The organism is Legionella jordanis (genome assembly GCF_900637635.1).
In the GTDB taxonomy this organism is placed as follows: domain Bacteria; phylum Pseudomonadota; class Gammaproteobacteria; order Legionellales; family Legionellaceae; genus Tatlockia; species Tatlockia jordanis.
The window spans coordinates 647,182-669,866 of sequence record NZ_LR134383.1 but is presented as its reverse complement, the minus strand read 5'-3'; the positions used below and the strand labels follow the sequence as shown (position 1 = coordinate 669,866).

Here is a 22,685-nt window from a genome sequence, read left to right as displayed (position 1 = left end):
AGAGCAAACTTTAATAAAGAAGACTAAAAAGTAATGCGTTTTGGTTGAATAGCTATTCATGAGCATAATCGCATATAATAAATAGACTCTTGCAAACTCAGGATGAATCATGAATAGACTGACAGCCCTGCTATTGACTCTATTTGCACAAGGAATATTTCTAGGAATTCTCTTCGTAGCTTTCTTGCTTGATCCTTTACTAGGCCTTTGGGCTACAGCTTTCAATGTCCTGATTGTGAGCTCTTTTCTTTTCTATCAATTTTTTAGAAAAAACCCATTTAAAAATTGCTGCATGAGCGACTTAAACCAGGGGAGTTAGGTTCTATCTTTCAAGCCCGTGGCAATAGGAGTTACTGCAATATTGGGATTCACACCGCAATCGTCCAAAAGCTTTAACAAATTATTGCCGCGGCGAGTTAGCCGTTTAATGCAGTATTCTTCAAGGTAGCTGTAGAGAATATAGTAATATTCAGGCAGCGTTAAGATGGTCAATATTTTTTCAGCACGCTCAACATGGTGGCTGTTTTGGTAATCACAGGCTTGAAACAGTACTGCCCCTAATATGGAGGCAAAACTGGCCTTGCGCACGGGGTTCGCCAAATAAAAGCGATGAATGCAATCATCAAGGGAGCGATCTTTATCCCATTCGACCCAGGTATCATAAACAGCAAGGGCCACCCTGCCGTCAAAACTGCCAACATCTACGCCACTCTCGAGCTGTTGTAAGGCGTAGGCAACAGGCACAATGGCTTGCATATTGGCCCAGGAACAATTACCTGCGATTTGCGAAGTGATTGGTAATTTCAAAACAGGAACCAACCCTAGTTTCCGATTGATGACTTGATGAAAATACTGGCGACTTTGTTTTCTATACAGGAATTCTTCTATAAATTTAAGGTTAAATTCCTCAGGTCGGGTGATGCGATATAGGTTAACGCTCCCTTCTTTTAAGCTGTTCTCACCCCTGTCTATCTTGGCCCACCAGTTATGATAGCGAACAAAACCCAAAGCATGGCCTCTGCTGGCAGCGGGTAAAATCAGCATAGGCGAACGGATAAGCCCCATGAGATGCTGCCTATGCTCATCCGTTAAAAATTGATGATGCTGAAATTTTAATAATTCTCCCGCCAACGAAAAAGCATCCATGACTTCATATAAATAGGGAAAATGGTCACGAAGATGGCGTGTAGAATAACTGCTGGTGAACCGTCTTAAGGAATCTTTAATTACGGCGACGGTAAATTCGAGAATAAACCCTTCATAGTCCAATTCAATAAACTCACCCTCAGCATTAACGATATCAACATCACCCGTAAGCTCAAAACGATGGCCAATCAATTTGGCATTGATGAAATCCAGCGCGAAATCGAGCTTGGCTCCATGCTGATAAAGCAAGTGCTTAAGTGGATCCTGACCTCTTAACACCGGGTAAACCAAAACAGCAAGACCTGAGCGGGTGTAGGCATTCGCATTGGCGCCGTGTTGTAATAATAACCGAGACATCTCTAAATCATTATTATCCACGGCCCAATGCAACGGAGTTCGGCCGGTAACATCCGGTTTGTTTACGTCAACTCCCCGTGCTATCAGCTGCTCAGCAATATGCGCTTGTTTAGTAATCGCGCATTCAATTAATGGTGTAAAACCATATTCATCAATATCATCCAAGGATTCACCCTGACGTGTGTAGAAGTCAAAATCAGGTGTACGGCAGCTGATGATATCGTTTGCTAGGGTCATTTAGAACATCCTATGGTTTAAATTGAGGATCGGTCCTCATTTTTGGCATATTCCCTAACCGCAATTGCTTTTCCATTTCTTGTTCCCGTCTCTCATTATCAAACTCACGACGAGCTTCTGTGTTTAAGGGTGGTTCGGGGTTTAGGTTAGGATCAATGCCATCATTTCTTTGGGAGTTCAAAAATGGGTGTTGAAGAAGGCCATTTTCCATGGCTTCTTCCGGTGAGGCATGAGCTTGTTCTTCATTGTGTTCACGGGCGTGAACTTTAGCTAATTTACTATGCTGTTGTTGCTCAGCAATCCGTCTTTGCCTTTCCATCGTCGTCGTTTCTTCGTATAGAATGGACGAACCGTCTTTTATCATCGGGGCACTGAGTATCGTTACAGCGGCTGATTCGCTGACGGCTTTACCAGCACTATTGGAAAAAACAGCGCGATATTGATTACCATTATCCGATGCAGACAAAGTTGGAGTCGTATAATTAATCAAGTTTGCATCGGGTATATCAATCCAAACTGAACTTCCCGCCCTGGCAAGCTGCCATTGCACGAAAGGAGCAGGCACTCCTGTTGCCATGGCGCTAAAGCTTGCCTTTCCTCCAGTATTTGCAGCCTGGTTGATGGGCTGTGTTATCACCCTCGGAGGACTTATAGAACGATCAATTGCTTGTTTATATGATTTTATAGCCATAAATTTATAAATAGTCTCGATGTAAAATTTCTGCTATCTGAACAGCATTGGTGGCAGCACCTTTGCGTATATTGTCAGCCACTACCCATAAGTTTAAACCATTTGGATGAGAAATATCTTGACGAATGCGTCCAACAAACACTTCATCATGGCCAACAGCGTGGGTAATGGCTGTGGGGTACTGCAACTTGCCTGGGGCATCCACCACTTTCACTCCAGGTGCTTTAGTCAGCAATTTGCGGGCAGTAGCAGCAGTCATTGGCTCTTTCAGCTCAAGATGAATGGCTTCAGAGTGACCGTACAACACCGGTACACGAACGGTGGTTGGATTAACCAAAATGCTATCATCCTCCATAATTTTTTTGGTTTCCCAGACCATTTTCATTTCTTCACGCGTATAACCATTCTCTTGAAATTCATCAATATGCGGAAGTACATTAAAGGCAATTTGCTTTGGGTAAACTGAAGATTTTATGGGTCTGCCGTTTAAAAGCTCCCCTAACTGGTGGATCAATTCTTGAACGGCTTTTTTGCCTGTTCCAGATACCGCTTGGTAGGTAGTCACATTAATTCTTTTAATGCCGACGGCGTCGTGCAAGGGCTTCAAGGCTACCACCATTTGTATGGTCGAGCAGTTGGGATTCGCGATGATCCCTCGCTTCTTGTATTCACTGATGCGCTGCGGATTAACTTCAGGGACAACAAGGGGAATATCATCGTCGTAGCGAAAGCATGAGGTGTTATCCACCACCACACAACCTGCTTCTACCGCCTTTGCTGCGTATTCCTTGGATACGGCCCCACCTGCCGAGAACAAAGCAATGTCGGCCTTTGAAAAATCAAATGCAGCCAAATCTTCGACATCCAAATCGTAATTATTGAAAGAAACGGTTTTACCCACGGAGCGAGAACTGGCTAGCGGATAAAGATTGTCTACAGGAAAATCCCGCTCTTCCAAAACCGTTAACATGGTTTCGCCGACAGCACCGGTTGCCCCAACTACAGCGATATTCAAACGTCGATTCATTGCCCACCTCTTTTTAACGGCTGCCCTGGTATTTGGTTCAGCCTGGTTGCTTATTGATTTTGTGCTTTATGCCGCAAGACATGATCCATTAATACCAAAGCCATCATGGCTTCTGCAATGGGCACCGCACGAATTCCCACACAAGGATCGTGTCGCCCCTTTGTCACTATTTCTGTTTCTTCACCTTTGGTGTTTACAGTCTTTCCAGGTTTGACGATGCTTGAGGTGGGTTTTAAGGCGATGCTCACTTCAATAGTTTGCCCGGTTGAAATGCCCCCTAAAATGCCACCTGCATGATTACTCAAGAATCCTGCTTTTGACATTTCATCCCGATGCTCACTGCCCAGCTGCTCTACCGCAGCAAACCCGGCGCCAACTTCTACCCCTTTTACCGCATTAATGGACATCATGGCATAAGCCAAGGTGGCGTCCAGCTTATCAAACACAGGATCTCCCAATCCCACAGGAACATGGCGAGCGATTATGTTCACGCGAGCGCCTACAGAATCACCTTGTCTTCTGAGTTGATTAATGTATTCGCCTAAGTCTTCTATTTGACGATCATTTGGACAAAAGAAGGGATTAGTAGAAATACAGGCTTCATCAATGAATTCTAGCTTCATTTTTCCTACAGCTTGTAAATAAGCGATTATTTCGATTCCAAAACATTGTTTTAGATACAGCCTGGCGATGGCCCCCGCAGCAACTCTCGCTGCTGTTTCTCGTGCCGATGAGCGGCCGCCTCCCCGATAGTCTCTATGACCGTATTTATAATGATAGGTGAAATCTGCATGGCCAGGACGAAATAACTCTTTAATGGCTTCGTAATCGCTACTGCGTTGATCCGTATTTCTAATTAATAAAGCAATTGGAGTGCCCGTTGTCAAACCTTCAAATACACCGGAAAGAATTTCCACTTTATCTTCTTCCCTTCTTTGCGTCGTGTATTTGGATTGCCCAGGTTTACGTTTATCCAAAAAGGGTTGAATGGCTTCAGCGCTAAGAGCCAATCCAGGTGGACAACCATCAACCACACAGCCTATCGCCGGACCATGGCTTTCCCCAAAACTGGTCACGGTAAATAGCTTACCGAATGTGTTTCCACTCATTAATTTCTACCCTAAGATGAAAAATATGCCTTTAATTGTTCACGAGTTAATAAAAAGACACCATGGCCGCCATGCTCGAATTCCAACCATGTGAAGGGAACGTCTGGAAAGGCTTCTTCCAAGGCTTGATCACTGTTACCCACTTCAACCACTAATATCCCCTCATCGCTTAAGTAATCATGGGCTTTCGCGAGAATTTTTTCAACAATAGCCAAACCATTATTGTCGGTTTCTAAAGCCAATTTAGGCTCATGCTGATATTCAGCAGGCAAGCTTTGCATTTCTTCACTGCCCACGTAAGGAGGATTTGAAACTATCAAGTCATATCGAACATTAGGCACAGCTTGCCAAAGGTCAGATTGAATTAACCGCACTTGTTCTTGAACGACGTGTCGTTCGCAGTTGATGGCGGCAACGTCTAAAGCATCCCTTGAAATGTCCACAGCATCAACTATGGCCTCTGGAAAAGCATAGCTGCAAGCAATAGCTATGCATCCGCTGCCGGTACAAAGATCAAGCACACGATGCACTTGATCAGCAATCAACCAAGGGGAGAATTGCTGTTTGATGAGCTCGGCAATGGGGGAGCGCGGAATAAGCACTCGTTCATCCACATAGAAAGGCATCTCGCAAAAATAGGCGACATGGGTTAAATAAGGAACAGGTACTTTGTCCTTAATGCGACGCGACAATTGTGCGGTGAGCAATTGCTTTTCCGCCTGAGTCAAGTGCGATTGCAAGAGTAAAGGGTCGCAATTCAATGGTAATGACAGACTCTCAAGAATTAGCGCGAACATCTCATCCCAAGCATTGTCTGTGCCGTGCCCAAAATACAGATCATTACCTCGGGCTTCGGTAATGCCAAAGCGAATGAAATCAACAATAGTTTGCAGTTCGCTACAAGCTGCTTTGTAAGAATCAGTCATAATAAACGCCTTTAATATTTGCCTTCTTGAAGCCTAATGGCCATAATTGTTGCAAATTGTACGCCAAACCGGAGTTTTTGTCCCTAAGCTTGCGCTGACAATTACTCTATAATTAATTTAATAATTTCATATTTTTTTATTTTATGTCTGATGATTTTCTCTCTGATGAAGACCGCGCTTTATTCCGTAGATCAATAGGGGTCATAAAACCTTTGCAACCAACAAAGCGTGTTGAAGTGGAAACAGTCAAAACGGGAATGCGGACTGTTCATAAGGAGATAAAACCGCAGAGAGAAGAGCAGATTTATTTATCCGACTATTACACTGAAGTGGTAGAAGCGAATACGATTTTGTCTTATTGCAGTCACAGCATCCCATTAAAGCGCCTGCGGGAGTTAAGACGAGGTGAAATCACATGGGAATCAAGATTGGATTTGCATGGCTTGCGTCCTGAAGAGGCAAAAGAACGTTTAATCAAGTATATTCTTACAGAAACGGAATTGGGCCATCGTTGTTTGCTGATTATCCATGGTAAAGGAAGTCGAACCGGTGAATCTCCAGTGTTGAAAAATCTAGTCAATCATTGGTTGAAACAGCTTCCGCAAATCTTGGCCTTTTACAGTGCCTTGGCACGGGATGGAGGAAATGGGGCTTTATACGTTTTATTGAGGCGCCAAAGGCAAAAAGATTATTAAAAAAAATGCCTTGAAAATTCATATAAATACAGCCTTACTTGCTGGTTTGGATTGAATTTATCGTTATAAACCCTTACTATTTGCACAAATTTTTGAATGAAACAATCATGAGCAAACAAGCAATTATTATTGGAATTTCCGGCCCTTCTGCTTCCGGGAAAAGTCTTTTGGCTAATACTATTGTGAATGAATTAGGCTCCGACCAGGTGGTCGTGATTTCAGAAGACGCTTACTATAAAGACAACAGTCATCTTCCCTTCACCGAGCGCGAAAAAATCAATTACGATCATCCTGACGCATTTGATCATGCTTTACTGTGCGAGCATCTTCGCAGTTTGCAGCAAGGGAGTTTTGTTGACATCCCTATTTATTCTCATTCCAAGCACATTCGCTTGCCTGAGACACGCCGAGTCGGCAGACATGCCATCATTGTCCTTGAAGGCATATTGTTGTTTAGCGACAAAGCTTTAAGAGAAATTATGGACATTCGCATCTTCATGTCAACGCCTCTGGATGTATGCCTGACTCGCCGCTTAAAGCGAGATGTGGTCGAGCGTCACCGCTCTTTTGAATCCGTAGTTCACCAATACGAAACCACAGTGCGCCCCATGTACCTGCAGTTTATTGAACCTTCCAGCCGTTATGCAGACATTATTGTCCCCCGTGGTGGTGAAAATCGTATCGCAATTGATATGATTCAAGCTAAAATGCGCGAGCTATTGGCAATACATCAAAATAGCTTGAATGCGGAAATCATAAGAGGAGAATAAGGTGGGATTTTTAAAAGGTAAAAAAGCGTTAATCGTTGGCCTTGCTAGCAATCGCTCAATCGCTTATGGAATAGCGAAAGCTTTTCACGAACAAGGTGCCGAGCTAGCCTTCACCTATCAAAATGAGAAATTACAAGGTCGCGTTGAAACGATGGCTGCGGAATTTAATTCCAATTTAACGTTTCCTTGCGACGTGGCGAGTGATGTTGAAATTCAAGCTGCTTTTGAACAGCTGAACAGTCATTGGGACAAGCTGGATATTGTTGTTCATTCAGTAGCCTTTGCCCCGGCCGATCAAATCAGTGGCGATTTCATCGAGCACGTAAACCGTGATGGTTTCCGCATAGCCCATGACATCAGCGCATACAGCCTGGTTGCCTTGTCCAAAGCCGCTCAGCCCATGATGACAGACAGTCAGGGCTCTATTTTAACATTAAGCTACTACGGGGCTGAAAAAGCAGTCCCCAACTATAACGTCATGGGTATTGCCAAAGCCAGTCTGGAAGCCTCAGTCCGCTATCTGGCAGCCAGTCTGGGCACGAAAGGCATTCGGGTAAATGCCATTTCTGCAGGTCCAATTAAAACATTAGCCGCAGCCGGCATTAAGGACTTTCGCAAAATGCAAAGTTTCTATGCCAATGTTACGCCTCTAAAACGCAATGTTACTGCAGAAGAAGTGGGCAATACAGCCGCCTTTTTATGCTCTGATTTGGCTTCTGGCATCACCGGTGAAGTCGTTCACGTAGATGCTGGCTACCATGCTGTTTCAATGACTGAATTGGAATAAAACGGCATTTCTATTGTGGCCAAGCAGTCTTTTACGCTTAGGACAGAATGCTTGGCCGCAAGCGCTAACCATCAATTAATATGCCATATGGCTGCTGGTCACTACTCATCTGCCATTTAATTTTTTAACAACCCTAATGCAATTAAGCCTTTTTTAGTTAGAGTAATCTTTTGTCCTCTCCATGAAGCATGGTTAGAGCTCTTTACCTAAGGCTCGGCTAACCAAGACAACCGACTAATGGCTGAATTTTTGTGGATGCGCGTAACAATTTTGTCATCCCGTTCACCAGGATTAAGTCCTGCAAGCCACCAGGGAGATTTAGTCGTTCCTTCCCACGCGGCTAAAACAGGACCGGATAGATGAACGTGAGGCTCAAAATTAATCAAAATCCCCTCTTTAACCGCTAAGTTAAGCATCAAGCTTCCAAGAAGCCAATGAGAGTCAGAGACGATGACCGTTGGATTTACTGGTCGGCTTTTAATGTCTTGAACCACCGTTTTCAACGGGAAATCGGCTAATTTTGGTACGCGAATCATCCAGGAGCTTATAATGGCTAATTGCACAGCTAAACATAGGAATAAATATTTTTTAACAACGGTTATAGAACATTTTTCAATACGGATTAAGCTGAATAGGCATAAGGGATATAGGAAGTATAATGGCACAAGCCAATGTGTCCTGACATTGTTCATTCCACTGAATAACACCAAAACCATTAGAAATGGTAAAAGCAGAATGTGATAGCGCCAAAGCAATTGTTTCTCAGGTGTTGGCGAAGCATTTTGCCAGGATAGGGGAAAGAATAATTTTATCGCCAGCAAAGGACCTATAAAGCACAAGGAAGCTTCGAACAACCGCAACAATCCGTAAAAATGGCCTTTACCAGCAATCACCAATTTGTATGAGGCATGCAAGCCAAGTTCCCGATGTTGCAACAGCCACAGCCAATAAGGGCTTGATAACAGAACTGCGATGATGAGACTAATCAAGATGTAGGTTGTAAAAATTCGTCTGCGATATTCCTCTATGGTCAACCCGGCAGTGAGCAAAACGCACAAAAATAACAAATAATTGAATTTAGCCAAAATGCCCATGCCAATTAAGATCCCCAACCCCACATACCACGTCAACAGACGTTTGGGCGGTGCTTTAATAAACCAGTACCATGTGCCAGCGCTTACTAATAAAGCCAGGATAACGTGGGTTCGATGTGGTAAAAAATCATAACTGATATTGGGTATCAGTGCCCATGATAGAGTAGCTCCCCATGCAAGTAAGGAATTCGGAAAATAGGCGCGGCAAATTAAATGATAGACATATAAAACGGCACAAATCAGGCTAAATTTGACTAAGGAAAGACTAAACAGATTAACCGCAAAAGTTTTGAAACTTAACCACTGCAACCAATTATACAGCGGGGGTTGCGCAGGGTAACCGGCAGAAAGGGTCTGAGAAAAAACAATTTGTTCTGCTTCATCGTAACTCAAGGTGCTATTAATCAGAAACGACCGCAATAACAGGAGAAACATACTGTAGAAAAAAAAATAAATGAAAGCCTTTTGACGAGGCTGTAGCATTTGGATCGAAGGAATAAACATAGGGATAAACTTTTCTCAAAGCTTAAATACAGCCCTTAAGGCTAACATAAGGCTGTATTTAAGAACAGTTGCACTCATTTAGTAAAAAGACCGGCTAAACCGGTCACTTTACAATTAGTAAGGATTATAGGATGGGTTATAGGGTGGCGGTGCAGATGGATAGTGCTGGCCATAGCCAGGAGGGATTTCATAGCCCGGTTGTTCGCCAGACTGATAAGCACCTGGATGACGGTGAGCGTGCGCATGCGATGGTTCAGGGTATAATGATTGCTGAGACTGAACATAAACCACAGGTTGTGGCGGGAAAGGTCTTAAATCAAAGGTCAATGCATTTTCCCCTTTGCCAATTGTTATCAATGTATTTTTTATATTCCCACTGCGAAGCTCCCTCACCTTCTCCAAGAGTTCTTGCTTATGATCATTTGCAAACAAACGATGCAAACGGGTAGGAACACTTTCACCAATTTCCTCATGCAATGCCACTAAGGCGCATTTTACTTTTACAGGATCCAAACCGAGCTGGAGTATTTTCACCTCTGCATCTGGGCTTAAGGTAAAACGGTAAGGATCTTTGGGATCCAACGCGTCTTTATTGTGACTTTCAACGACTGCCTGGGTAATTTGTCGAGTCAGAAAACAACCTAAAGCGCCACCAATTAATGAAATGCAGATGAGGCTAAACACCACGACACCGACAGGATTAGCAACCCCGGCAGCCAAGGCAAAAGCAGTCAGTGGTGCACTCGCAAACAGGGTGGCTAAAAATCCGCTTACCATGGTGCTGGCAATGGCACTCGATACATCGATAAGCGCCTGTAAACGGCCTTCGTTGTACCATAATCGTTCAAAGCTATCCAAACTCGCGCGTAACAAATAGTAAGCTGCCAATAAGGTTACTACGGCAAGTGATAAAACCAGCAACAGCAATAATAAAAAGAGAATGGCTGACCCTGCATTCTTGTCGTCATGTTTATGGCGATTTGAGGAACTTGATCCGCCGCAGCAGCCGCTATCACGATGATGGTGTGCTGGATGATTATGATGACTGATGGAGTCCAGCAAAAGCCAGGTAAAAAGCCAATCATGGGAGGGATAATAAGGGTGATAGTAACGAGGCAAATGATTTATTTCCTGATGGATAAACACGAATTTAAAGTCAGGAATTCTGGTGAGCTGTTGGATAGGAGTAGAAGAGCTAAACAGCGTATTTAAAATCGTATAAACCTTTCGCTGATCGTCCACTTCCAAACCGTACAAACCACTGTCTTGTCGTTGTAGCTCATAATGCAAACTATTTAGCAAATCAGAATATATCTGCTCTGGCCTGTGGTTTTGCTTTCTTTGCGCTCTTAATTCATTAGCAAGCTTCAGGTACAACGAGGCTAACTGATTATCCGTTAATTTTGCCATTACTTCCCCCTTTAGCTAGAGTGCTTATCGATTTTAGCCTTGTTCAATAAGCTGTTAACATATAGGTCGTAATCCATTACCCCATAACTAGATTCAATTTGCTGAGCAATGCTAGCTTGTTGTTCCTTATCCAGCTGGTCATATTGACCGTCATTAATCTTGCGCAAACGAACTACCACATAATCCCCATTTCTAAGGCTGCGGCCACTGCGATTGTTTGTCTTGGCCAAACTGAAAGCCAAGTTGTTGACCGCAGTATTCGCTTTATCGGTATCTCGAGTTGCTTGTTCGATATTTTGCCAATGAAGCTGTTTTTCAGCCAATAATTTTTCTTCGGCATCATGATTGCCAGAGAGGAAATTTTGTCCAAAATCCTTGGCTTGTTTCTCGGCTTCTTTGCTTGTCAGTACTTTGGCGATGAAGTCTTTTACTTCGGCAAGCGATTTTTGCGCAGCAGGAATGTGTTTATTGACTCGTAAAACAATCACGCTGTCGTTATCCAGTTGCACAGGTTCGCTATTATTGCCAAGTTCAAGTACATCATGACTGAATGCAGCATTAATCACATCTTTATTCTTAGTTAAATCATCCGCTCCCCCCTGGCGGGAAAAGGCTTGACTGTGCTCCACCTTTAATTTCAATGCATCAGCAACGGGATCCAGTGAATCTGGAGATTGATAACTGATATCACTGAGCTGCTCTAAAGCCTCGGAATATTTATTCTGCGCCACTTCATTTAACAATTGCTCTTTAATGAGGGGCTGAACCTCCGCCAGGGGTTTTAAGGTAGCCGGTTTATAATTCATTACTTTAAATATTTCATAGCCATGTGCAGATTGAATAGGAGTTGAGATTTGTCCGGGTTCAGTCAAGTCAGCCAGAGCTTTGCTAAATGGTGTTTGGCCTGCCGTCAACCAAGGAAGGACTCCATTATTAACCTGGGACAATTTATCATCCGACATGGTTTTAACCAGTTCGTTAAATTGTTCAGGATTTTTTTGCAGGGTTTGATAGGCATCTTCAGCTTTCTGCTTAATTTGCTGCTCAACCTCTGCAGAAGCGTCTTCTGGGATAGCGAATAGAATATGCGCCACCTGCCATTGGGCTGGGGTTTGAAAATTGTCTTTATTCTCGTCGTAGTAGCGTTTAACGTCATCATCGCTAACCGTTAAATTATGCCTTAGCCCCTGCATTGACAATCGCACATAGTCTATTGAAACTTGCTCAGGAGCAATGAATTCCTTTTTGTGGTCTTGGTAATATTGGTTAATCGATTCATCAGAAATGCTGATGTTTTTACTAAACAATGCAGCAGGAATTTCGAGATAATCGTAATCTCGAGTTTGCATGTAAAGCTTAACAAATCGCTGAATTTCATTAGGCAATGCAAAAGCACTGCCGATGAAAGCAAAACGTTGCTGATTGAGCAGCATTCCTTGCTGTACTTCTTTCTGAAAGGATTCCGGCGTAAACATCGCACCGCTTAATGCCTGTTGATAGCGCTCTGCCGAGAAATGGCCATCTTCCTGGAACTGTGGAATTTGTAAAATTGCTGCATTGGCTTGTTCGGCACTGACGGCAAAACCATTATTTTTAGCTGCTTGGACAGTCACAGTATTGACTATCATGTCATCCAAGACTTGTTTTTTTAGCGCTTTTTCACCAGCCGCTGTCATTTGAGCCGCATCTCGTTGCTGACGCGCTCGCCGATAATTGATCTCATAAGCTTGTTTACTGATTGCCTCGCCATTCACTTCCACTTCCGCAGTAGAACTCTGGCGAGATTGCATATAGTAGTCAACCCCAAATAACGTGAATGTCACTGCAATGAGAATAATTACTATCCAGGCCACCAGACCTTGTATGCGTTCGTTTAGCTTCTGCAACATGTTTGCTGTTCCATATTTAACTGCTTACCTCAGCACGGCTGTACTTAAGGTGATTACGAAATAATGTAAATGGCGCAGTATAACTAGCTATGTGAGCATTTTGAAGTACTATTTTACGTGGGAGATATTTATGTTCATTCCATGTACTAAACCAATACCATCCTTTGTTCATTTACTCATTACTCTGTTAATTCATTGACCTGCAAATACCTGTATCGCATTGATTGATTTGGTTCTGCAAGCATTTGAAATTCCACCAGCCCTAATTCATTCCCAAAAACTTGGATGAATTCATTAATTCCCAAGCTAGTTTCAGCTAATGGACATCAATCGTTCTGATTTCGCGAATCTGAAGTTATTAAACTGGAGATAAAAAAAACGCGCCATACGGCGCGTTAATTTGGCGGAGTGGACGGGGCTCGAACCCGCGACCCCCGGCGTGACAGGCCGGTATTCTAACCAACTGAACTACCACTCCAATTCTTGGTGGGTGCTGCAGGGATCGAACCTGCGACCCTCGCCTTGTAAGGGCGATGCTCTCCCAGCTGAGCTAAGCACCCAAAAACTTAGGCTTCTTGTACAGCCTCTTTCAATGCTTTACCGGCTTTAAATCTGGCAACTCTTGAAGCCTTGATCTTAATGGTCGCACCTGTTTGAGGATTTCTACCGGTACGTTCAGCTCGGTTTGTAATGGAGAAAGAGCCGAAACCTGGTAATACAACTTGGTCACCGCTTTTTAAAGCATCAGTTACGGCAGTCATAAAAGTATCGATAACTCGACTAGCGTCTGCTTTAGTTACACCAGAACCATTTGCAATAGCTTCAATCAATTGACTCTTATTCATCTTTTCCCCTATCTGTTATTCTTTCCTTACCCAAGGCGATTAAATCAGAATCACCAGCCTCAGTCAAGCAGTCACATCCTTGCATCATCACCCGCCAGTAGCGGGCGACGGTGTGAAATATACCCGGTATTAATGGGCATGTAAATCTTTATTTTTAATTTTTTTTGAACTTTTTCCTGTTATCACTTCAGGAGCGGTCGGAGCGGGTGCATTTACGATTGGACTGCGTTGTAAAGCAAGCTCCAACACCTGTTCAATAGTCTTGACTGGGTGGATGGTGAGTTTCTTTAAAACGTTATCAGGAATCTCTTCCAAATCCTTTCGATTTTCTTCAGGAATAATAACGTGCTTGATACCACCTCGATGCGCTGCCAGCAGCTTTTCCTTTAAGCCACCAATTGGTAACACTTCCCCACGCAAGGTAATTTCACCAGTCATGGCTACATCAGCACGCACCGGGATTTGCGTCAGCACAGACACTAAAGCGGTGCACATGCCAATACCAGCACTTGGGCCATCTTTCGGGGTTGCACCTTCAGGCACGTGTACATGGAAATCATTCTTGTCGTAAAAATCCTCCGGGATACCAAAGGATTTGGCACGGCTTCTCACAACCGTCATTGCCGCATGAATGGATTCCTGCATAACTTCACCCAATTGCCCCGTGTGGATTGTTTTACCCTTACCTGGCATCATCGAAGCCTCAATGGTTAAGAGTTCCCCACCAACACTGGTCCAGGCAAGCCCTGTAACTTGGCCTATCTGATCAAATTCCTCGGCAAGGCCGTAACGGAACTTCTTGACACCCAAATATTTCTCAATGTTGCTGCGTGACACAACGACTTTTTTCACGCGCTTGCCAGTCAATATTTCTTTCACCACCTTGCGACAAATGCTGGCTATATCCCGCTCCAAGTTCCTTACACCGGCTTCGCGGGTGTAATGACGTATAATCTCGCGCACCGCGCTCTCGGCAATATTAATTTCATCCGGCTTAAGACCATTAAGAACCAATTGCTTGGGAACCAGATAGCTCTCAGCGATATGGACCTTCTCATCCTCGGTATAACCTGGTAAGCGAATTACTTCCATTCGGTCCAACAGTGGTGCCGGGATTTCGAGAGAGTTTGCCGTCGCAATGAACATCACATCACTCAGATCATAATCGACTTCAAGATAGTGATCATTGAACGTATGGTTTTGTTCTGGATCCAGTACTTCGAGCAAAGCTGAGGCCGGATCCCCTCTAAAGTCCATGGCCATCTTATCCACCTCGTCCAACATGATGAGAGGATTTTTTACTCCGGCTTTGCACAATTTCTGAATAATTTTCCCGGGCATGGAACCTATGTAGGTTCGTCGATGCCCACGTATTTCTGCTTCATCGCGTACACCACCCAGGGCGATGCGGATAAAGGTTCGGCCAGTAGCATTTGCAATGGATTGCCCCAAGGAGGTTTTACCAACCCCTGGAGGGCCAACCAAACATAAAATAGGGCCTTTCAGGCGTTTAACCCGCTGTTGAACAGCCAGGTATTCAAGAATGCGCTCTTTAACCTTTTCCAGGCCATAGTGTTCTTTATCTAACAGTCGTTCTGCTTTGATCAAATCAAATTGAATTTTATTTTTTCTTTTCCAGGGGACAGTTAACATCCAGTCCAGGTAATTACGAATGACCGTCGCCTCAGCAGACATGGGTGACATCATTTTGAGCTTTTGCAGTTCCGACATGGCCTTTTCTTTGGCCTCTTTCGGCATTCCTGCCTTGTTAATGGATGCTTCTAATTGCTCAAGCTCATTGCCTTCCTCACTCAAATCGCCCAACTCTTTTTGAATGGCCTTCATTTGTTCATTGAGATAGTACTCTCTTTGACTTTTTTCCATTTGACGTTTAACCCGCCCCCGGACCCGTTTTTCAACGTGGAGCAAATCGATTTCGCCTTCGATGGCTGCCATTAAACGCTCGAGGCGTTGACCCACATCCAGAATTTCGAGTAACTCTTGCTTGTCTTCTACCTTCAATGATAAATGCGCGGCAATTGTATCGGCTAATCGACCCGGCTCTTCGATGCTGGCCAGCGAACTTAGAACCTCCGGTGGAATTTTTTTATTTAATTTAATGTATTGTTCAAACTGGGACATCAAAGAACGCATTAAAATTTCAATTTCTTGCTCTTTAATGGTCTCATTGTATTCATCGATGTTCTCAAGATCGGCTTCTAAAAACCCCCGGCTAAAACTAAATTCTTTAACTTTGGCTCGTTGCTCGCCTTCAACCAACACTTTCACTGTGCCATCAGGCAACTTCAACAATTGCAAAACGCTGGAAATGGTACCTACGGTATAGACATCTTCTGCCCCCGGATCATCATGCGATGATTTTTTTTGGGCTACCAAAAAAATTTGTTTGTTATCCACCATTGCCGCCTCAAGAGCTTTAATGGATTTCTCTCGACCAACAAACAAAGGAATAACCATATGTGGGTAAACAACAACATCCCGGAGTGGCAGAACAGGTAATAATGAATTTTCTTCTGCTACCTCAATTGGCATGAATTCTTTTTCGCTTTCGCTAGACATAATAAGCCCTTATTCAAACGATAATTCTAGGAGGAAAAAACCACAGCCTCTCAGTTGATTGTTTACAGCTTAGGCAAACAGAGTTGCTCTACTGGCTCCTAGCTTGTAGAGCAACTGCTGCGTATGGCTCTTACTCTCTTCCACCTGCAGCAGATTGTTTGCCTTCCTCACCCTCATAGATAAGGATGGGTTTTCCAGTATTATTTATGACATTTTCATCGATTACTACTTTTTTAACCGCTTCTAATGAAGGTAATTCATACATGGTGTCTAAAAGTATATTTTCAAGGATAGCACGTAAACCACGGGCACCAATTTTTCTATCCAGTGCTTTTTTAGCAATTAGATGCAATGCTTCTTCGCGGAACTCCAACTCCACCCCTTCCATTTTAAAGAGTGCATGAAATTGCTTGGTTAGTGCATTTTTTGGTTTTGTAAGAATCTCAATCAATGCAGCCTCATCCAGTTCATGAAGCGTGGTGACCACAGGAAGTCGCCCAACAAATTCAGGTATAAGCCCATACTTAACCAGATCCTCTGACTCTAGAGCATTCAAAATCTTTTCTGAATCTGCGCGGTCTTTTTTATTTTTCAATTCTGCTGCAAAACCAATCCCTGATTTATCACTTCGCTCACGAATCACTTTATCAAGCCCGGCAAAAGCTCCTCCACAAATGAACAATATGTTGGAAGTATCTACTTGAAGAAATTCTTGCTGTGGATGCTTGCGGCCCCCTTGAGGTGGGACAGAGGCAATGGTGCCTTCAATCAATTTCAATAAAGCTTGTTGAACACCTTCTCCAGATACATCACGCGTAATGGATGGGTTATCTGATTTCCGCGAGATCTTGTCAATTTCATCAATGTAAACAATACCCTGCTGAGCTTTATCTACATCATAATCGCATTTTTGCAATAATTTCTGAATGATATTCTCAACGTCCTCGCCGACATAGCCTGCTTCAGTGAGCGTAGTCGCATCAGCCATGGTAAAAGGAACATTTAAAATACGAGCCAGAGTTTGCGCCAAGAGGGTTTTCCCGCTACCGGTTGGCCCTATCAGCAATATATTACTCTTACCCAGCTCGATACCATCTTCAGCCTTGTGATACAAACGCTTATAGTGGTTATAAACTGCTACAGAAAGCACCTTCTTGGCATGGGGTTGTCCGATTACATATTCATCTAAAAAATTGGCAATTTCTTTAGGCGTAGGTAACCGGGTCTCAGTTTCCTCTTGTGCTTCCTGAGTTTCTTCACGAATAATGTCATTGCACAGCTCTACGCATTCATCGCATACAAATACGGAGGGCCCAGCAATCAATTTCTTAACTTCATGCTGAGATTTTCCGCAAAAAGAACAATACAAGACTTTATCATCTCCGTTTCCGGTTTTACTCATCTACAAACCCCTTTCTTATCTTGGCAAAAGCCGTGGCAATTCAGGCAATCAGTTGCATAAGTCTTGCCACAAACGGTAATGCTGGCATCCCTTGCACGAATAATTGACAGGCTCGCACAACACAGTGCTTTTTCAGCAATCTCGCACAATTGAGCTCAATATCCCTCGTATAGCTTTTGATAGGCTCTCTCGAGCTATTACATTTTGAGGATTTGTCCCTAAAGTCCAGCTGGATGAAGTTAGAATTGAAACAGAAATACTATCGTTTTACCTTTGGAAGCTCCGCTTCTTAACTTCTTTCATCGGGCCTTTCAACTTTAGGTACAAGCCCTAGTAAAATTTTAGACAATTGAAAAAATAACGCCAGTTAATAGCAACGGCCAGGAATGTTTCCTGGCCATTGTTTTCATTTAGATTCCGCTAAAGTATTACGATCGTAAAGAACTTTATCCACCAAACCGTATTCAGCAGCTTGGTTGGCACTCATAAAGTTATCACGTTCGGTGTCGCGCATAATTTGATCAGGCGTTTTTTTCGTATGCTGCGCCATGATATTGTTCAAGCGTTCACGAATTGCTAATGTTTCGCGGGCATGAATTTCAATGTCAGTGGCCTGGCCTCTGTAACCGCCCAATGGCTGATGGATCATTACTCTTGAGTTTGGCAAAGCAAAGCGCTTGCCCTCAGCTCCTGCGCAAAGGAGCAGAGCTGCAGCACTTGCTGCCTGACCAATGCACAAGGTGCTTACATCGGGCTTGATGAACTGCATGGTGTCATAAATGGCCAATCCAGCAGTTACCACGCCCCCCGGTGAATTGATATAAAGAAATATATCTTTCTCGGGGTTTTCTGACTCTAAAAACAACAACTGCGCGACGACCAAATTCGCCATATGGTCTTCAACTTCACCAAGTAAGAAGACAATCCGTTCTTTCAGAAGCCTTGAATAAATGTCATAGGAGCGTTCCCCACGTGAAGTTTGCTCAACTACCATGGGTACTAGGCCACTGGCATTCCTTATTAAATTTGCTTCTCCCATACTCTTATGCCTCCTCTTTGGCACTCTCTTTCTTAGGATTCATGACTTCATCGTAAGTCATTTTCTTTTCCGTTAATTGGGCAGGTTCACTAATTTTCTCAGCAACCATTTCTTCCATAACCAGAGCTTCCACTTCACCCATACGTTCTTTGCTGGCTTTGTACCAGGAACGAAGTTCATCTGGATTTTCGTAGGCACTGGCAAATTTCTCAATCATTGCATCGACCCGAGCTGGTTCAGCAACCAATTGGTGTTTTTTCACATATTCTGAGAATAGTAATCCCAAATGAACGCGACGCTTAGCTTGTTCTTCAAACAACTCCCTTGGGAAATCAGGAATCGTTTCATTTTCATGATGTTCATGCCCAAAAAGACGATGATACATGTCATGTTTCAAATGTTCGATTTCCTTGTCAATCAGAGAATTGGGTAAATCAAATGCATTCACCTTTAACAATTGATCAAAAATCTTTTCACGGTTCATAGCGCTAACACGTCGTTCCAGCTCACGAATCATGTTTTCCTTGATGTCTTTTCTCAAGGCATCCATACCGCCTTCTTTGATGTTAAATTTTTCGGCGAAGGCCTCATTCAATTCAGGTAATTGACCTTCCATGACTTTATGCACCGTAATTTTAAAGGTTGCTTCTTTGCCAGCAAGATCTTTATGACCATAGTTTTCTGGGAAGGTCACTTTAATTTCAAACGGCTTATCTTGTTTCGCGCCAATAATTCCTTCTTCAAAGCCAGGAATCATTGAACCTGAACCGAGAATAATTTCATAACCCTGAGCACTTCCACCTTCAAATGCTTTGTCGTCCAGGAAGCCTTCGAAATCAATCGTTACTTTATCATCTTTAGCTGCTGCACGTGAAACTTCTACCCACTCTTTATTCTGTTCACGCAACTTCTCAAGCATGTCATCAACGTCTTTGTCGCTCACTTCAGCTTTGATGGTTTCAATCTTGGTTTGATCATCCAGTTCAACGACATTGATTTCCGGAAATACTTCAAACACGGCGGTGTAGACGAAATCTTTACCGGATTCAACTTGCTTAGGCTCAATAACAGGCGAGCCTGCAGGGACTAATTCATTCGCTTGTAAAGCTTCATATAGAGTGGATTGGACCATTTCTCTGGCCACGTCTTCGCGCACACTATTTGAAAATCGATTTTTAACCACATGCATGGGAACTTTACCAGGTCTAAAGCCGTCTACTTTCGCCTTGCGAGCAAGATCTTTGAGACGTAGATTAACTTCTTCTTCAACTTTTTCGGTAGGCACCGAAATTGTTACCATCCGCTCCAAACCTTTCAAGGTCTCAACAGAAACTTGCATCTAGTCACCTCTTGGAAATTATCATGAAATTGGTGCGAAAGGAGAGACTCGAACTCTCACGGGTTGCCCCACTGGAACCTAAATCCAGCGCGTCTACCAGTTCCGCCACTTTCGCAAAACAGGGTGGAATTATCAAACAGTAAGTCTATCTTGTAAAGACTCAGAAATGGAATCTTGCTTCGGATAGCTTTTTTTATTTCGGAGTATGGGGTGAACGATGGGACTCGAACCCACGACAACCGGGATCACAACCCGGGGCTCTACCAACTGAGCTACGCTCACCATATTTGCATCAATATCAAATAACTAAGGAATACTGCACTAAGGCTGGCACGCCCGGCAGGATTCGAACCTGCTACCCTCGGCTTAGAAGGCCGATGCTCTATCCAGATGAGCTACGGGCGCAAATCTTATATTGGTCGGGGTGGAGGGATTCGAACCCCCGACATCCTGCTCCCAAAGCAGGCGCGCTACCAAACTGCGCTACACCCCGTATTATTTACCCGTCCCAAGGACAGAGCGCAAATAATACTCGCAGCGTTGCATGAGGTCAATAACTTCAGTCATTAATTTTTTGAGGTGACCCAAACAAGGCTATCAATTGAATCCTAAGTTATACGATAAAACTCCTGTGCTTATTCCACCTGACAAGCACATTGAGCTATTATAGCATAATGATTGGCGCATGCGATTAGTAAACAGGCCCATGTTTTTATGATCAATATTTTAGGAGATTAACTGGATGAAAAACCCTCTCCTGCCCCTTTTTGACAACATCAAATATCTGCATAAAAATCGTGAGAATGCCATACTTCCCCATCTCAATTGTCAATCTGACTTCGACTCAAGTCTTAATTTTCTTAAAAGTTATATAGGTAGTGTCGGTACCTTTAACAGTTATCGGCGTGAAGCTGAGCGCCTGTTGCAATGGTGTTGGCATGTCAAACAATGCAGCCTTAAGGATTTGAAACGAGAAGACATCGAGCAATTCATTCGGTTCTGTCAAAACCCGCCCAAGTCCTGGATCGGTCTTAAAAAAGTACCCAGGTTTATCGAAAAAGACGGCAAACGCATACCCAATGAAGATTGGCGGCCATTTCAAGCCACAGTCAGTAAAGCCGAGCGCAAAAATGGCTTAGAACCCTCCTCACAAAAATTTAGTTTATCCCAGGGGGCCATTCAGGAAATTTTTGCCATCCTAAGTACCTATTTTAATTTTTTAGTAGCGGAAGAATATTTAATTTCAAATCCCGTGGCTTTAATCCGACAAAAAAGCAAATTTGTCAGGAAACGGCAAGAGACGGCACCTATAAGGCGTTTAAGCCTGATGCAATGGGACACCGTCTTGGAAGTTGCTGAACAGCTCGCCACGGACGATCCGCCAAAGCATGAGCGCACCCGTTTTATTCTGAGTATGCTGTTTGGGATGTATCTTAGAATTTCAGAATTGGCGGCGAGTGAACGCTGGATCCCCACGATGAATGACTTCGCCAAGGATTCAAATGGCCACTGGTGGTTTACTACCGTTGGTAAGGGAAATAAAGAAAGGCAAATTGCGGTAAGCGATGCCATGTTGGACAGTCTAATCCGCTGGCGTCAATTTTTGGGTTTAAGCCCTCTCCCCTCCCCGGCTGATAATTTTCCCCTGATTCCTAAAATTAGAGGAAGTGGGCCAATGTCTGATCCAGCTCCGATACGACGCCTCGTGCAACTTTGCTTTGATTTGGCGATTGATAAGCTTCGGCGACAAAATCAGCATGAAGAGGCCGATAATTTAATGGCAGCCACTGTTCACTGGCTTAGGCACACAGGGATTTCTGAGGACGTCAAAATCAGGCCCCGTGAACACGTTCGAGATGATGCAGGCCATAGTTCAAGTGCTACAACGGATCGCTACATTGATGTTGAAAAACAAGCAAGATATCAATCCGCCAAGAAAAAGAAAATTGAAGTCTTTGACTAATTAACTGGCCCATCCATATTCAATATGAAAATTGAAAAATGATAATCCCCATTTATAAGGGGCAAGCATCTACCAGTTCGATATTGTGTTGGTTTAAAGGCTCGCCCAAAAAGATTTCCCCCACTTTTTGAAAACGCTCAATGGAATCCGTAACCAGATAGCGGATGGTGCTTAAGGAATCGCTGCTGTTGTTGAGTTGCGCTTTTTGCAGCAATTCCTTCAGAGCTTTTGCTGTGGCTTGTGCTGAATCAACAATGCTCACGTTTTCAGGCAACAAGGTTTTGAGCAATCCTCTAAAGACAGGAAAATGGGTACAGCCCAGCAATAAGGTGTCTTCGTCACCAAAGCCGGCTAAATAATGCTTTAGGGCTTCGCGGGCAATGGCATTATCCACCATTCCTTCTTCAGCCAGGGCCACCAATAAACTGCATGCCTGAGCCCGAATGCTCGCTTGCGGTAATTGTTCGCAAATCAGCCGTTGGTAAGCTTGCGAGGCAATGGTGGTTTCAGTGGCCAAAACCACGATGCGCGCATTTTTAGTGGCAGAAACCACGGCGCTGGCACCTGGAGACACTACGCCAAGGGTTGGGATGTCTGGCAACATTCGTTGCAAATGAGGCAGTGCGGCGGTTGTCGCCGTATTGCAAGCAATGACCAAGGCCTTGATTTGGCGTTCCACCAGGACTTTAGCCATTTGCATGGCGTATTGCTGCACGGTATCAGGGCTTTTAGTGCCATAGGGGAGACGTGCCGTATCGCCAAGATAAATAAACGATTCCTCGGGAAGCGCGGCTTTCAAAGCCTGCAAAACCGTTAAGCCCCCCATTCCAGAGTCAAATACACCGATAGGCAAATTATTCTTATTCATTATTTTC

19 protein-coding genes and 6 tRNA genes are annotated in these 22,685 nt (G+C 43.7%); 5 read left to right on the top strand and 20 right to left on the bottom strand.

Annotated features, from left to right (window positions below; genetic code table 11):
• Nucleotides 1-109: 109 nt before the first annotated feature.
• The gene (locus tag EL203_RS03190) at nucleotides 110-319 is read left to right on the top strand and encodes a hypothetical protein (RefSeq protein WP_058470549.1); all 210 of its coding nucleotides are present in this window, start codon (nucleotides 110-112) and stop codon (nucleotides 317-319) included.
• Here the strand turns inward: EL203_RS03190 and ankH are convergent.
• Genes ankH through prmB form a run of 5 tightly spaced genes read right to left on the bottom strand, consistent with a single transcriptional unit; the run spans nucleotide 316 to nucleotide 5,493 of the window.
• Complete coding sequence (gene ankH / locus EL203_RS03185) at nucleotides 316-1,740, bottom strand: Dot/Icm T4SS effector AnkH/LegA3 (protein WP_058470550.1); 1,425 nt, start codon at nucleotides 1,738-1,740, stop codon at nucleotides 316-318. The two genes, EL203_RS03190 and ankH, sit on opposite strands and share 4 nt — an antisense overlap.
• A gap of 10 nt (nucleotides 1,741-1,750) precedes the next feature.
• A complete protein-coding gene (locus tag EL203_RS03180) occupies nucleotides 1,751-2,431 on the bottom strand; it encodes an immunoglobulin domain-containing family protein (protein ID WP_126320084.1) in 681 nt (226 codons plus the stop codon).
• Nucleotides 2,432-2,435: 4 nt separating this feature from the next.
• Nucleotides 2,436-3,458 carry an aspartate-semialdehyde dehydrogenase gene (locus EL203_RS03175; RefSeq protein WP_058470552.1) on the bottom strand — a complete coding sequence of 341 codons (1,023 nt, stop codon included), beginning with the start codon at nucleotides 3,456-3,458 and terminating at the stop codon, nucleotides 2,436-2,438.
• 50 nt (nucleotides 3,459-3,508) lie between these two features.
• On the bottom strand, nucleotides 3,509-4,567 hold the full coding sequence (gene aroC / locus EL203_RS03170) for a chorismate synthase (RefSeq protein WP_058470553.1): 1,059 nt from the start codon (nucleotides 4,565-4,567) through the stop codon (nucleotides 3,509-3,511).
• Between the two features lie 11 nt (nucleotides 4,568-4,578).
• The gene (prmB, locus tag EL203_RS03165; RefSeq protein ID WP_058470554.1) at nucleotides 4,579-5,493 is read right to left on the bottom strand and encodes a 50S ribosomal protein L3 N(5)-glutamine methyltransferase; all 915 of its coding nucleotides are present in this window, start codon (nucleotides 5,491-5,493) and stop codon (nucleotides 4,579-4,581) included.
• A 143-nt stretch (nucleotides 5,494-5,636) separates the two neighbouring features.
• On the opposite strand from prmB, the gene EL203_RS03160 reads away from it, so the two are divergent.
• The 3 genes from EL203_RS03160 (at nucleotide 5,637) to EL203_RS03150 (ending at nucleotide 7,745) form a co-directional block, all read left to right on the top strand.
• The gene (locus tag EL203_RS03160; protein WP_058470555.1) at nucleotides 5,637-6,188 is read left to right on the top strand and encodes a Smr/MutS family protein; all 552 of its coding nucleotides are present in this window, start codon (nucleotides 5,637-5,639) and stop codon (nucleotides 6,186-6,188) included.
• Between the two features lie 107 nt (nucleotides 6,189-6,295).
• Nucleotides 6,296-6,958, top strand: coding sequence for a uridine kinase (udk, locus tag EL203_RS03155; protein ID WP_058470556.1), 663 nt, complete (start codon nucleotides 6,296-6,298; stop codon nucleotides 6,956-6,958).
• A gap of 1 nt (nucleotide 6,959) precedes the next feature.
• On the top strand, nucleotides 6,960-7,745 hold the full coding sequence (locus tag EL203_RS03150) for an enoyl-ACP reductase FabI (protein WP_058470557.1): 786 nt from the start codon (nucleotides 6,960-6,962) through the stop codon (nucleotides 7,743-7,745).
• 206 nt (nucleotides 7,746-7,951) lie between these two features.
• On the opposite strand, the gene EL203_RS03145 is transcribed toward EL203_RS03150, so the two are convergent.
• From EL203_RS03145 to EL203_RS03080, 14 genes are all read right to left on the bottom strand, one after another.
• Nucleotides 7,952-9,343 carry an ArnT family glycosyltransferase gene (locus tag EL203_RS03145; RefSeq protein WP_058470558.1) on the bottom strand — a complete coding sequence of 464 codons (1,392 nt, stop codon included), beginning with the start codon at nucleotides 9,341-9,343 and terminating at the stop codon, nucleotides 7,952-7,954.
• A 114-nt stretch (nucleotides 9,344-9,457) separates the two neighbouring features.
• Entirely contained in the window at nucleotides 9,458-10,753 is a 1,296-nt protein-coding gene (locus EL203_RS03140) for a hypothetical protein (RefSeq protein ID WP_058470559.1), read from the bottom strand.
• An 11-nt stretch (nucleotides 10,754-10,764) separates the two neighbouring features.
• Nucleotides 10,765-12,642, bottom strand: a complete 1,878-nt coding sequence (locus EL203_RS03135; protein ID WP_058470560.1) for a SurA N-terminal domain-containing protein — start codon at nucleotides 12,640-12,642, stop codon at nucleotides 10,765-10,767.
• A gap of 401 nt (nucleotides 12,643-13,043) precedes the next feature.
• Nucleotides 13,044-13,120 (bottom strand) — tRNA-Asp (locus EL203_RS03130).
• Nucleotides 13,121-13,126: 6 nt separating this feature from the next.
• Nucleotides 13,127-13,202, bottom strand: a tRNA-Val gene (locus EL203_RS03125).
• Between the two features lie 6 nt (nucleotides 13,203-13,208).
• Nucleotides 13,209-13,487, bottom strand: a complete 279-nt coding sequence (locus tag EL203_RS03120) for an HU family DNA-binding protein (RefSeq protein WP_058470561.1) — start codon at nucleotides 13,485-13,487, stop codon at nucleotides 13,209-13,211.
• A gap of 129 nt (nucleotides 13,488-13,616) precedes the next feature.
• Nucleotides 13,617-16,067: an endopeptidase La gene (gene lon, locus EL203_RS03115; RefSeq protein WP_058470562.1), complete on the bottom strand. Its 2,451-nt coding sequence runs from the start codon at nucleotides 16,065-16,067 to the stop codon at nucleotides 13,617-13,619.
• 130 nt (nucleotides 16,068-16,197) lie between these two features.
• Nucleotides 16,198-17,469, bottom strand: a complete 1,272-nt coding sequence (clpX, locus tag EL203_RS03110) for an ATP-dependent Clp protease ATP-binding subunit ClpX (protein ID WP_058470563.1) — start codon at nucleotides 17,467-17,469, stop codon at nucleotides 16,198-16,200.
• A 406-nt stretch (nucleotides 17,470-17,875) separates the two neighbouring features.
• Nucleotides 17,876-18,508 carry an ATP-dependent Clp endopeptidase proteolytic subunit ClpP gene (gene clpP / locus EL203_RS03105; RefSeq protein WP_058470564.1) on the bottom strand — a complete coding sequence of 211 codons (633 nt, stop codon included), beginning with the start codon at nucleotides 18,506-18,508 and terminating at the stop codon, nucleotides 17,876-17,878.
• Between the two features lie 4 nt (nucleotides 18,509-18,512).
• Nucleotides 18,513-19,847, bottom strand: coding sequence for a trigger factor (gene tig / locus EL203_RS03100; protein ID WP_058470565.1), 1,335 nt, complete (start codon nucleotides 19,845-19,847; stop codon nucleotides 18,513-18,515).
• A gap of 30 nt (nucleotides 19,848-19,877) precedes the next feature.
• Nucleotides 19,878-19,962, bottom strand: a tRNA-Leu gene (locus EL203_RS03095).
• A 91-nt stretch (nucleotides 19,963-20,053) separates the two neighbouring features.
• Nucleotides 20,054-20,129, bottom strand: a tRNA-His gene (locus EL203_RS03090).
• 46 nt (nucleotides 20,130-20,175) lie between these two features.
• Nucleotides 20,176-20,252: transfer RNA gene (locus tag EL203_RS03085), tRNA-Arg, on the bottom strand.
• A gap of 11 nt (nucleotides 20,253-20,263) precedes the next feature.
• A tRNA-Pro gene (locus EL203_RS03080) sits at nucleotides 20,264-20,340 on the bottom strand.
• Between the two features lie 249 nt (nucleotides 20,341-20,589).
• On the opposite strand from EL203_RS03080, the gene EL203_RS03075 reads away from it, so the two are divergent.
• Entirely contained in the window at nucleotides 20,590-21,810 is a 1,221-nt protein-coding gene (locus EL203_RS03075) for a tyrosine-type recombinase/integrase (RefSeq protein ID WP_058470566.1), read from the top strand.
• Nucleotides 21,811-21,862: 52 nt separating this feature from the next.
• Here EL203_RS03075 and murI read toward each other — a convergent pair whose 3' ends face one another.
• A complete protein-coding gene (gene murI / locus EL203_RS03070) occupies nucleotides 21,863-22,678 on the bottom strand; it encodes a glutamate racemase (protein WP_058470567.1) in 816 nt (271 codons plus the stop codon).
• Nucleotides 22,679-22,685 lie beyond the last annotated feature (7 nt).

Excerpts from the sequence above, each read along its gene's own strand:
- EL203_RS03190 (WP_058470549.1), top strand. The coding sequence starts at position 110 with ATGAATAGACTGACAGCCCTGCTATTGACTCTATTTGCACAAGGAATA.
- ankH (WP_058470550.1), bottom strand. The coding sequence starts at position 1,740 with ATGACCCTAGCAAACGATATCATCAGCTGCCGTACACCTGATTTTGAC.
- EL203_RS03180 (WP_126320084.1), bottom strand. The coding sequence starts at position 2,431 with ATGGCTATAAAATCATATAAACAAGCAATTGATCGTTCTATAAGTCCT.
- EL203_RS03175 (WP_058470552.1), bottom strand. The coding sequence starts at position 3,458 with ATGAATCGACGTTTGAATATCGCTGTAGTTGGGGCAACCGGTGCTGTC.
- aroC (WP_058470553.1), bottom strand. The coding sequence starts at position 4,567 with ATGAGTGGAAACACATTCGGTAAGCTATTTACCGTGACCAGTTTTGGG.
- prmB (WP_058470554.1), bottom strand. The coding sequence starts at position 5,493 with ATGACTGATTCTTACAAAGCAGCTTGTAGCGAACTGCAAACTATTGTT.
- EL203_RS03160 (WP_058470555.1), top strand. The coding sequence starts at position 5,637 with ATGTCTGATGATTTTCTCTCTGATGAAGACCGCGCTTTATTCCGTAGA.
- udk (WP_058470556.1), top strand. The coding sequence starts at position 6,296 with ATGAGCAAACAAGCAATTATTATTGGAATTTCCGGCCCTTCTGCTTCC.
- EL203_RS03145 (WP_058470558.1), bottom strand. The coding sequence starts at position 9,343 with ATGTTTATTCCTTCGATCCAAATGCTACAGCCTCGTCAAAAGGCTTTC.
- EL203_RS03140 (WP_058470559.1), bottom strand. The coding sequence starts at position 10,753 with ATGGCAAAATTAACGGATAATCAGTTAGCCTCGTTGTACCTGAAGCTT.
- EL203_RS03135 (WP_058470560.1), bottom strand. The coding sequence starts at position 12,642 with ATGTTGCAGAAGCTAAACGAACGCATACAAGGTCTGGTGGCCTGGATA.
- EL203_RS03120 (WP_058470561.1), bottom strand. The coding sequence starts at position 13,487 with ATGAATAAGAGTCAATTGATTGAAGCTATTGCAAATGGTTCTGGTGTA.
- lon (WP_058470562.1), bottom strand. The coding sequence starts at position 16,067 with ATGTCTAGCGAAAGCGAAAAAGAATTCATGCCAATTGAGGTAGCAGAA.
- clpX (WP_058470563.1), bottom strand. The coding sequence starts at position 17,469 with ATGAGTAAAACCGGAAACGGAGATGATAAAGTCTTGTATTGTTCTTTT.
- clpP (WP_058470564.1), bottom strand. The coding sequence starts at position 18,508 with ATGGGAGAAGCAAATTTAATAAGGAATGCCAGTGGCCTAGTACCCATG.
- tig (WP_058470565.1), bottom strand. The coding sequence starts at position 19,847 with ATGCAAGTTTCTGTTGAGACCTTGAAAGGTTTGGAGCGGATGGTAACA.
- EL203_RS03075 (WP_058470566.1), top strand. The coding sequence starts at position 20,590 with ATGAAAAACCCTCTCCTGCCCCTTTTTGACAACATCAAATATCTGCAT.
- murI (WP_058470567.1), bottom strand. The coding sequence starts at position 22,678 with ATGAATAAGAATAATTTGCCTATCGGTGTATTTGACTCTGGAATGGGG.